General features: G+C 67.5%; 11 protein-coding genes. 1 reads left to right on the plus strand and 10 read right to left on the minus strand.

Annotated elements, in window-relative coordinates:
- The 6 genes from ELR45_RS22345 to ELR45_RS22370 form a co-directional block, all read right to left on the minus strand.
- Positions 1 to 912 (minus strand): phosphoenolpyruvate carboxykinase (ATP) (locus ELR45_RS22345; protein ID WP_165368016.1); only part of this gene is annotated, 912 nt, incomplete at its 3' end.
- Positions 909 to 1,367 carry a lasso peptide biosynthesis B2 protein gene (locus tag ELR45_RS22350; RefSeq protein ID WP_129668325.1) on the minus strand — a complete coding sequence of 153 codons (459 nt, stop codon included), beginning with the start codon at positions 1,365 to 1,367 and terminating at the stop codon, positions 909 to 911. The genes ELR45_RS22350 and ELR45_RS22345, both read right to left, overlap by 4 nt.
- On the minus strand, positions 1,364 to 2,446 hold the full coding sequence (locus ELR45_RS22355; protein ID WP_165368017.1) for an asparagine synthase-related protein: 1,083 nt from the start codon (positions 2,444 to 2,446) through the stop codon (positions 1,364 to 1,366). The genes ELR45_RS22350 and ELR45_RS22355 overlap by 4 nt, the downstream gene beginning before the upstream one ends.
- Positions 2,447 to 2,673: 227 nt before the next feature.
- The gene (locus ELR45_RS22360) at positions 2,674 to 2,799 is read right to left on the minus strand and encodes a lasso RiPP family leader peptide-containing protein (protein ID WP_129668327.1); all 126 of its coding nucleotides are present in this window, start codon (positions 2,797 to 2,799) and stop codon (positions 2,674 to 2,676) included.
- 229 nt (positions 2,800 to 3,028) lie between these two features.
- A complete protein-coding gene (locus ELR45_RS22365) occupies positions 3,029 to 3,289 on the minus strand; it encodes a PqqD family protein (protein WP_129668328.1) in 261 nt (86 codons plus the stop codon).
- Positions 3,290 to 3,396: 107 nt separating this feature from the next.
- Positions 3,397 to 4,185: an alpha/beta fold hydrolase gene (locus ELR45_RS22370; protein WP_129668329.1), complete on the minus strand. Its 789-nt coding sequence runs from the start codon at positions 4,183 to 4,185 to the stop codon at positions 3,397 to 3,399.
- Between the two features lie 264 nt (positions 4,186 to 4,449).
- On the opposite strand from ELR45_RS22370, the gene ELR45_RS22375 reads away from it, so the two are divergent.
- Entirely contained in the window at positions 4,450 to 4,929 is a 480-nt protein-coding gene (locus ELR45_RS22375) for a VOC family protein (RefSeq protein WP_129668330.1), read from the plus strand.
- 200 nt (positions 4,930 to 5,129) lie between these two features.
- Here the strand turns inward: ELR45_RS22375 and cysN are convergent, their stop codons facing one another.
- From cysN to ELR45_RS22395, 4 genes are all read right to left on the minus strand, one after another.
- Entirely contained in the window at positions 5,130 to 6,425 is a 1,296-nt protein-coding gene (gene cysN / locus ELR45_RS22380) for a sulfate adenylyltransferase subunit CysN (protein WP_129668331.1), read from the minus strand.
- Positions 6,426 to 7,334, minus strand: coding sequence for a sulfate adenylyltransferase subunit CysD (gene cysD / locus ELR45_RS22385; protein ID WP_129668332.1), 909 nt, complete (start codon positions 7,332 to 7,334; stop codon positions 6,426 to 6,428).
- Entirely contained in the window at positions 7,331 to 8,197 is an 867-nt protein-coding gene (locus ELR45_RS22390; RefSeq protein WP_129668333.1) for a 3'(2'),5'-bisphosphate nucleotidase CysQ, read from the minus strand. Before ELR45_RS22390 ends, cysD begins: the two co-directional genes overlap by 4 nt.
- Positions 8,198 to 8,409: 212 nt before the next feature.
- The coding region (locus ELR45_RS22395) for a sugar transferase (protein ID WP_205857061.1) at positions 8,410 to 9,601 on the minus strand (1,192 nt) is incomplete at its 5' end.

The following is a 9,601-nucleotide window of genomic DNA, read 5'->3' on the forward strand; positions in this document are numbered from 1 at the left end:
CTCCGCCGAGAAGGGCGGCCCCCACGGGATACGCGCCAGGTACACCGGCGCCCGGTCGACGATGTCGCCGGCGTCCCTGAACTGCCGGTCGAGGACGGCCCGGTCTGTCCAGCCGAGCAGCCGCGGATACCGCAGCAGCGTGATCAACCCTTCCATCTGCGGCAGCCGCTCGATCTGTGTCGATGAGATGTCTCGGTCCGGGACAGGGACGACGACGGCGGCCAGCGGCAGACCGTCGTCAGTCGACTCCACCATCCGCAACGCGTCGCGTGCGTCGCTGGTGACGCGCGCCGGAGGCCGATCGGAGAACCGCTCCGCCAGCTCGGAGGCGGCCTTGCGCAGCCGCAACTCGGTCGCGCCGAGCCGGCAGTGCGCCACGTCGTCGGTGAGGTCGACCCGCAGCACGTCGTCGGTGATCAGCCGCGCGCCGTCCGCACACATCAACGCGGCCATGGTGGACTTACCCATCCCCGAGTAGCCGACGAACGCCAGTGCGGCGTCGCCGACCTGGACGGCGCTGGCATGCAGCACCACATGACGCCGCATCGCCAGCACGAACGACAGTGCCGCCCCGGCGGCCAGCACACCGGCCACCCCCGGGTCCGCGCCCTGCATCACATGCAGAGTCACCACCCGTAGTTCCGGATCGATGACGAAGTCGCAGGTCCGGTAGAACCGCAGCGTGTAACCACCGGCGTCGGTGACGGTGAAGGTGTAATAGGGCTGGTCGGTCTCCATGTGGGCCAGCTCCCGGCCGGGCGGACGCCCGTCGTTCCTCGGGATCGTCTCGCCTTGCCGGATCTCGACGTCGGGCTCGGCACCGACGGGCGCGGGCCGGTCCTGGTACAGCGGGACCTCGGAAGTGACATGCAGTCCGTAGAGCTGATGCACGCCCCGCGCCTGATCGGTCATGCGTCTTTACCGCCCAGCAACGACTCGAACGACAGGTGCACTGCCGATCCGGCAGGGTCGAGGCTGGTTCCACCGATCTCCAGCCAGGCGTGGGCCTGGATGTTGCCGTCGACTCTGGCGACGCCCACCCGCAGCTCGGGGTTCAGGCGACGCAGCCTTTGCCCGCTGACCAAGGCGACGCGCAAGCAGGTGTCGCCGAACGGCCAATGCCGCATCACCCGCCGGGCTGCGCGTAGCCTCCGCATCGATGACGGCGCCAGCAGGATCGGCGTCTTCCCCGGTGACGTGCCGGCCTCACCTTCCAGGCGAAGCGGCGCCCCGAGCAGGCGCGCGAGGCGAGGCAGTGTGGTCACGCGTAGCCCCACCTCGACCACCAGGGCTACCGTCGCTGCCGCCAGCACAGCCGGTATCTCCCGCGCCGGTACCCGACGGGCGAGAGTCAGCGGTGACCTCATGTCTCGATCCTTTCCGTGGCGACAGGCTGTGCCGCCAGCCACGCGGACTGCAGAAGCAGGCCGCTCATCGTCGATGGCCGGTCCGAGCACCAGGCGGCTCGCAGAGCTTCCGGATCCACCAGCTCGGTGTTGACCCCGGAGCCGTCCCAGGAGCGAGCGAACTCACGGGTGGCCTCCCCCATGAACGCCCGGTCGAAGCCCGCCTTGCTCGACCGGCGCAGCACCTCGTCCGGCAGGAGGTCGGAGAAGAGCATCCGCATCATGGCCGTCCTGCCCGGATAGCCCCACCCGCCCCCGGCGCGTGCGAGCGATGCGAGAAACGTTGCGTCGGCGAACGGATGGTGCGCCACGACGCCGTATTCGGCCGCCAACGCGGCATAGTTGTCGAACAGGACCGATGAGGCACGCTGGCGGCGCAACCACCACGTGGCCCGATCCCAGCGCAGCGGCTCGGCGGCCTCGTCCGCGGCCGCACGCCGCACGTGTTCCCGCCGCACCGCCGGCCTCAGCCAGGTCCTGTCGTCGTCGGTGGACATGGCCCTTCGCTCCCGCGCGCGACGCAACGCAGCGGGTGCCAGCGCCCACGCCGCCGCACCGAGCAGGCGCCGGGACCAGGGCCGCCGCTTTCTGACGAGCAGTGTGACCGGCGTGATGCGGCGCGCGGTGAGGGCTTCGTCACCGCCTTCGCCGGTCAACAACGAGCCTCCGGACACCTCGCCCATCAGGCGGTCCTTGACCTGGAAGACGGCTGGCCAGACCAGCCCGCGACGGAGCAGGCCTGCGCGGGCCGACTCACCCAGCAGATCGTTCTCACCGTGGACCTGAACCCGAACCCAATCGGTCAGGCCGAGGTGCTCGACGACCAGCTGCTGCCACTCGGACTCGTCCGCCTCGTCGACGCCCGGATAGATCTCGGTGACCGGGACCGGCTCGGACAGTCCTTCCCGCCGTGCCAGGGCCGTCGCCACGGCGAGTACGGCAGACGAGTCCCGCCCGCCGGAAAAGGCGACAAAGCACGGCTCCCGCGCCAATGCGGGCATGATGGCGCGCTCGAAAGCCTCGCGGGGCGAAATAGCCACCTCGGGAATGGGCGAGAAAGGCAGTGTCCCGTGCACCCACGAGGTTGCCAGTTCAAAGGCGGAAGGCCGATGAAATTCAGGTCCCCTGAGCACAATGTTTTCTGTTCTGCGCATAGGCTCGGCCCACTTCATCGGTCAACAGAACGCGCATAGGTATCACGAGCCGCGAGAAATGCAGACCCGTGATACCCGTGCGCTCCGCCTCGTGAAACGAAAGCGGGTCGAGATCAGGACAAGCCGCCGTCGTCGCCCTTGCGCCAGACGTAGTAATCCGACTTGCCGTGATTCTTTCCGCTCAGCGTCAGCTCCCGAACGGAACCGACTTCCTCGAGTACGGGCGGCTGATATGTCATAGCCGCACCCCCCTTCCCCTTCTTTCGCCCTGTTCAGAGCTGGAGGCGCAAGACAACTGAGGTGCCCTGTCACCCCGTGCACCGAAGCGTATCGCTCAAACTCTCACCTGGGAAGTAGTGGCGACGAAAATCCTTGCTTTACGAACGAACAGCGGAGTTTCCAGCGCGCGATCGAATCTCCGATGCCGTCATTCTCACTATTCGGCTGCCACCCGGCCAATCGGCACAGTCAGTCGACGACCTCGAGAAGGTCTCGCTCACGTAGCATCCCGACGAACGCGCCGGCGTCCTTCGCCGCGTCTTCCTCGGATATCCCGTAGGCATCCATCAAGCCGTCTACCAGATCGCCCAACGACCGGTCTTCAGCGAGCAATCGCATCAGTGTCGATCCGGCCTGGTTAGTCTTCAGATAGGTCGACGACGACAGGTCGAGAATGACCATCTCTCCGTCGATCTCACGCCAGGTGACGCTCTCCGTGCGTAGCCTCATCGCCTTCCCCCCAAGCACGTTCCGTCCCGCTCCGTCCCACCGGAGCGACCTCTAAGACGCCGTGCGTGCACGTCACAGTACACCCGCCGACGGCGATGGTCACCTGTTCAGCGCACCCAGCCGGCAGGATCCCGCAGCCTCGGCGGAAGGCGCTGCTCAGTCACCCAGCTGCGCACCGTGACGCTGAAGAGCTCAGGCGCCTCGCCGTTCCATCTGGCGCCCACATTCGGCGCGTACCGCGCCTCACCACGCGAGAACGCACCAGCCAGCACCGGCAGGGACCGCATCACCAGCTCGCTCTCCCGTTCACCGGCCACGGCCAGCACCGGGCAGCCGGCCTCCGCCGCACCGTCCGGAACGGTGAAACCGAGGATCTCCGTTCCCATCCGGATCAACGTCTGACGTGAGCCGAACCGGTGAGCCTTGCGGAACCCGGCCATGTCCTCCTCCGGAACCCCATACGCCTCCCCAGCCGCCCGCACCGCCGGACCGACCGTCGAGTACTGCATCAACAGCTGGCTACGCCGCCACATCCGCTTCGACATCGACCCGGGGAACACGCTGATACCCGAGACGACAGCGGCGGTGACCAGCTCCGGACGCGCCGCTGCCAGCCGCGCCGCCACGTAGCCGCCGAGGGAGTACCCCACAATGCCGGCACGGCCACCGGCACGGCTCTCGATGATCTCCGCCACGTGCTTGGCCGTCTCGTCCAGCGACTCCCACGCGACCTCGGCGCTGTCTCCGTGCCCGGGCAGATCGACCACGAGGCATCGCATAGCGCCGCGCAGATCGTGCACCTGGCGCCGCCACATCCACCCGGTCGTCGCGACACCGTGCAGAAAGACCACCGAATCTGCGTCCGGCGGTCCGTCTTCTGCCACATGTATGCCCACGTCATCAAAGAGTAGCGATCAACGGCGCAAGTCAATACCCCCTCGGTTCGCCGACCTGAACCGGCGCCCGGAGCGAACGAGGCCGGCAGACCACCTGTGACAGGGTGGTTGTCCGTTCGACGGACTCGTCAGAAGATTCTTCAAAAAAGTTCGGCGCGGCTGTCGAGAACCGACGTCCGGCTCCGATGTCTCAGTAGAAGGCGCCCGATGGGAAGGCGAACTCCCGGGAGACCGGCGCACGTGCATACAGAGAAAGGAACCGTCATGTCCCAGAAGATCACTCCGTGCCTGTGGTTCGAGGACAACGCCGAGGAGGCCCTGGAGTTCTACACCAAGGCCTTCAACGATGCTCGCATCACGTCGACCAGCCGCTACGGCGAAGGCGGACCGTTCCCCGCCGGCACGCTCCTGACCGCGACCATCGAGCTCGCCGGGCAGGAGTTCATGGTGCTCAACGGCGGACCACACGACAAATTCAACGACGCCGTGTCCTTCTACATCAACTGCGAGACACAGCAAGAGGTCGACCGCTACTGGGACGCGCTGCTCGCCGACGGCGGCAGCCCCACCCAGTGCGGATGGCTGAAGGACCGGTTCGGAGTCTCCTGGCAGGTCGTCCCGGACGCGCTGTCCCGGTACCTCAACGACCCCGATCCAGAGAAGGCGCAGCGCGTCATGGACGCGATGCTGAAGATGGTGAAGATCGACATCGCCGAGCTCGACGCCGCATACCAGGGACGGTAGGGATACACGCGGGCCCGACAGCCCGGCACACACCACGACGACGGCGCGACATCCTCACGGTGTCGCGCCGTCGTCTGTCGCGCCACTGCGACCAGGGATCCTTACCTCATGTAGCGCTTGAAGCCGTCACCACCGACCCAAGCGTTACACCAGTCAAGGAACCTCCTCCACAAGACCACGTGACGCGGCGGTGGAGCGGCTCAGCTGGCGCCAGTGATCATCCCGGCGCCGACGGTACGGTTGGTGGATTCGTCGACCAGGATGAACCCGCCCGTGATCCGGTTGCGCCGGTATTCGTCGGCCAGCAGCGGTGCCGTGGTGCGCAGGCGGACCCGGCCGACGTCGTTGAGGCCCAGCTCGCCCGCGCCCTCATCGCGGTGCAGGCTGTTCACGTCGAGCCGGTACTGCACGTCCTTGACCACGGTCCGGGCGGAGCGGGTCGTGTGCTTGATGGCCAGCTTCTGCCCGGGAACCAGAGGCGCATCGGTCATCCAGCAGACCATCGCGTCGATGTCCTGAGCCACGCAGGGCTGGTTGTGCGGACGGCAGATCATGTCCCCGCGGGACACGTCGAGCTCATCCTCCAGCCGGACGGTGACCGACATCGGCGCGTATGCCTCGGCCACTGGGCCGTCCGCGGTCTCGATGCCGGCGATGCGGGTGGTGAGCCCGCTCGGTAGGACCATCACCTCGTCGCCCTTCTTCAGCACGCCGCCGGCGACCTGGCCGGCGTAGCCGCGGTAGTCGGCGTGCTGGGTCGACTGCGGCCGGATCACGTACTGCACCGGGAACCGGACATCGACCAGGTTGCGATCGCTGGCGTGGTGCACGTGCTCCAGGTGATGCAGCAGCGACGGGCCGTCGTACCAGGGCATGTTCTCCGAACGGCTGACGATGTTGTCACCGAGCAGGGCCGAGATCGGGACGGCTGTGAGGTCGGGGATGTCGAGCTTGCTCGCGAAGTTCGTGAAGTCGTGCGAGATCTGCTCGAACACCTCCTCCGACCAGTCCACCAGGTCCATCTTGTTCACCGCGAGCACCAGGTGCGGCACTCGCAGCAGCGAGACGATGAACGCGTGCCGACGGCTCTGCTCGACCAGGCCCTTGCGGGCGTCGACCAGCACGATCGCCAGGTCGGCCGTGGACGCCCCGGTCACCATGTTGCGGGTGTACTGGATGTGCCCCGGGGTGTCGGCGATGATGAACTTGCGCCGCGGCGTGGCGAAGTAGCGGTACGCCACGTCGATCGTGATGCCCTGCTCACGTTCGGCGCGCAGGCCGTCGGTCAGCAGCGCCAGGTTCGTGTACTCGTCGCCACGCTCCTGGCTGGTGCGCTCGACGCTCTCCAGCTGATCGGTGAAGATCGACTTGGAGTCGAACAGCAGACGCCCGATGAGCGTGCTCTTGCCGTCGTCGACCGAGCCGGCGGTGGCGAACCGCAGCAGGTCCATGTTCGCCGACGGTTCCACCAGCGTGGTCTCAGGTGCTGCCGTCATCTAGAAGTACCCCTCCTTCTTCCGGTCCTCCATGGCCGCTTCGCTGACGCGATCATCGCCGCGGGTGGCGCCTCGCTCCGTCAGCCGGGTGGCGGCGACTTCCTCGATGATCTTCTCGATCGTGTCGGCATCGGAGCCCACGGCAGCGGTCAGTGTGGCGTCACCGACCGTGCGGTATCGGACCTTCCCGATGAAGGTGTCCTCGCCGTCCCGGGGGCGGCAGAACTCGTTGTTGGCGAAGAGCATGCCGTCGCGAGAGAACACCTCACGCTCATGCGCGTAGTAGATCGACGGCACCTCGATGCGCTCCCGCGCGATGTACTGCCACACGTCCAGCTCGGTCCAGTTGGACAGCGGGAAGATCCGGATGCTCTCACCCAGATGGATCCGGCCGTTGTAGAGATTCCACAATTCCGGACGCTGATCCTTCGGGTCCCACTGCCCGAACTCGTCACGGAACGAGAAGACGCGCTCCTTGGCCCGAGCCTTCTCCTCGTCTCGCCGGGCGCCGCCGAACAGCGCGGTGAACCGGTTCTTCTCCACGGCCTCCAGCAGCACCGGCGTCTGGATCCGGTTCCGCGAACCGTTCGGCTCCTCGCGCACCACCCCACGGTCGATCGCATCCTGAACCGAGGCGACGACGAGGTTGACGCCGAGCTCGGCCACCCGCCGGTCACGGAAGTCAAGTACCTCGGGGAAGTTGTGGCCGGTGTCCACGTGCATCACCGGGAACGGGATGGGCGCCGGCCAGAACGCCTTCTCCGCCAGCCGGAGCATGACGATGGAGTCCTTGCCACCGGAGAACAACAGCGCCGGGCGTTCAAGCTCGGCGGTGACCTCACGGATGATATGGATCGACTCAGACTCGAGGATGTCGATCTGGGTCAGTTGGTAGTCATGGAACGTCATGTGTGTGACCTCGGTACGGCAGCGGCCGCGTCGGAGCAGGCCGCCAGGAGCGCGTCGGCGACCTCCGGGCGGGCGACCAGCAGATCGGGCAGGTATCTGTCAACGTCGTTATAGCGTAACGGGGACCCGTCCAGCCGGGTGGCGTGCAGCCCCGCAGCCTGTGCCACGGCCACCGGTGCGGCCGAGTCCCACTGATACTGGCCACCCGCGTGCACGTAGGCGTCGACCTCGCCCAGCACCACCGAAGCGACCTTGTAGCCGGCCGAGCCCATCGGCACGAGCTCGGCTCCGAGCGCCGTCGCCGCGCGTTCGGCGACCTCGGGCGCTCGGCTGCGACTCACCGCTATCCGCCAGGGACGGCTCGCTCCCGGCGAGCCTGGGAGCGGAGACGGCGGCTCTGGAGGCTGGACCGAGTCGGATGACAGCGTCGTGGCCCGGCCCGGAAGCGCCACGGCACCCGCGACGAGGTTACCTAGGGGCGCGTTCACAGCCGACGCAGCGTCGGTCGACGCCGCCGTGGTCGACACCGGGCCGACTCCGTCACGCGTCCAGAGCGCCACGTGCACGGCCCAGTCGGATCGGCCCTCGGCGTACTCTTTGGTCCCGTCCAGCGGATCGATGATCCACACGCGGTCAGCGGTCAGCCGGCGCCGGTCGTCGTCGGCTTCCTCGCTCAGCACGGCGTCGTCCGGGCGGGCGCCGGCGAGCTCCTTGGCGAGATACTCCTGGGCAGCCCGGTCGCCCGCTCTCCGCAGCTCTCGCTGGTCAGTGGTCTGCGTCGACGAGCCGTGCCGGTCGCGCAGCTCAAGCAGCAACGTGCCCGCCTCCTCCGCGAGGCGGGCGGCGAGTGCCGCATCGGTCATTCTCACGAGGCCCCCAGCGTTGTGGGATCGGGTGCGCCAGCGTTCAAGCCTAAGCGCCAGTCCGTGACTGATCGCCCTCGGCTCAGAATGCGAGACGCGCGTCCATATTCTGAACCGGACCCGACGCTGCGCCTCGGCCGACGTTCGAAGGATACGCCGAAGAACGCCGTCGCCGGCATGCCGCTGTGCGCGGGATTACCCACGCGAAGGTCCTAGTACGCCCCGGTGCGCCGCACGACAGCCCCGGCGGTACGTCCCAGCAGGCGGAGATCGCCGCTCATGGTCCAGTTGTCGACGTAGCGCAGGTCGAGCCGGACCGTCTCCTCCCAGGTCAGGTTCGACCGACCGCTGACCTGCCACAGCCCGGTCATCCCCGGCGTCACCAACAGCCGCCGCGACTCGATCTGGTTGTACCTGGCCACCTCCTCCGGCAGCGGCGGTCTCGGCCCCACCAATGACATGTCTCCGCGCAGGACGTTGAACAACTGCGGGAGTTCGTCGAGCGAGTAACGCCGCAGAACACGGCCGACCCGGGTGATCCGGGGATCGTCGTACATCTTGAACATCGGCCCGTCCACCTGCACCGAGGCCAGCAGGGCCTCGCGTTGCACGTCCGCGTCCGTGTACATGCTGCGGAACTTCAGCATGGTGAACGGCGTGCCGCCACGACTGATCCGGGTCTGCCGATAGATGACCGGCCCTTTGCTCGACAACTTCACCGCAGCCGCCAATGCCAGCAGCACGGGCGTGAGAACCACGATGAGCAATCCCGCCACCAGCCGGTCGAGCACCGACTTCAACGCACGGCTCGGCCCAGCGAACGGCGCCTGCCGCACGTGAAGCAGCGTCGAGGCGCCGACGCGCCGCATGCTCAGCCGATGAGGCGCGATGTCGTTCATCCCGAGGTCCGCCACCAAGCCGATGTTGCGATCGCTCAGCGCCCAGCTCAGCGCCCGCAGCCGGTCACCGGTGAACTGCGACCCCGGTGTGATGCACACCGTGCTGGCACCCACGCTCTCCACGGCGGAGAGCACCCTGCTCACCACGAGATCGTCGCCGGCTTTGCCGTCGTCTCTGGCCGGCCACGGCAGCCGCTCCACCTGCGGCACATCCTCGACCAGGCCCTTCTCGCCTTCAACGCACGCGCCGACGACGACATACGGGTGCTCTGTGTCCGCTGAGAACCGATCCATCACGGCGGTGATCTGCGCACCGGGACCGACGGCAAGCGTGCGGCAGACGGCAAGCCCGTGTTGTCGCATCACCCGAAGCCGGTGCCACGCCACCCGCCGCACGACGAGCGCGGCCGTCAACACGACCACCGACGTCGCGATGAACCACAGGTACCGGACCGGATCACCGCTCGGCCGCACCGCGGCGTCGATCAGCAGTTGCAGGCCCAGG

The sequence above is a fragment of the Phytoactinopolyspora endophytica genome (genome assembly GCF_004138495.1).
Classification (GTDB): Bacteria; Actinomycetota; Actinomycetes; order Jiangellales; family Jiangellaceae; genus Phytoactinopolyspora; species Phytoactinopolyspora endophytica.

What these genes read in the sequence shown, in the direction of transcription:
- ELR45_RS22350 (WP_129668325.1), bottom strand. Translation starts at nt 1,367, where the DNA reads ATGAGGTCACCGCTGACTCTCGCCCGTCGGGTACCGGCGCGGGAGATA.
- ELR45_RS22360 (WP_129668327.1), bottom strand. Translation starts at nt 2,799, where the DNA reads ATGACATATCAGCCGCCCGTACTCGAGGAAGTCGGTTCCGTTCGGGAG.
- ELR45_RS22365 (WP_129668328.1), bottom strand. Translation starts at nt 3,289, where the DNA reads ATGAGGCTACGCACGGAGAGCGTCACCTGGCGTGAGATCGACGGAGAG.
- ELR45_RS22375 (WP_129668330.1), top strand. Translation starts at nt 4,450, where the DNA reads ATGTCCCAGAAGATCACTCCGTGCCTGTGGTTCGAGGACAACGCCGAG.
- cysN (WP_129668331.1), bottom strand. Translation starts at nt 6,425, where the DNA reads ATGACGGCAGCACCTGAGACCACGCTGGTGGAACCGTCGGCGAACATG.
- cysD (WP_129668332.1), bottom strand. Translation starts at nt 7,334, where the DNA reads ATGACGTTCCATGACTACCAACTGACCCAGATCGACATCCTCGAGTCT.
- ELR45_RS22390 (WP_129668333.1), bottom strand. Translation starts at nt 8,197, where the DNA reads ATGACCGATGCGGCACTCGCCGCCCGCCTCGCGGAGGAGGCGGGCACG.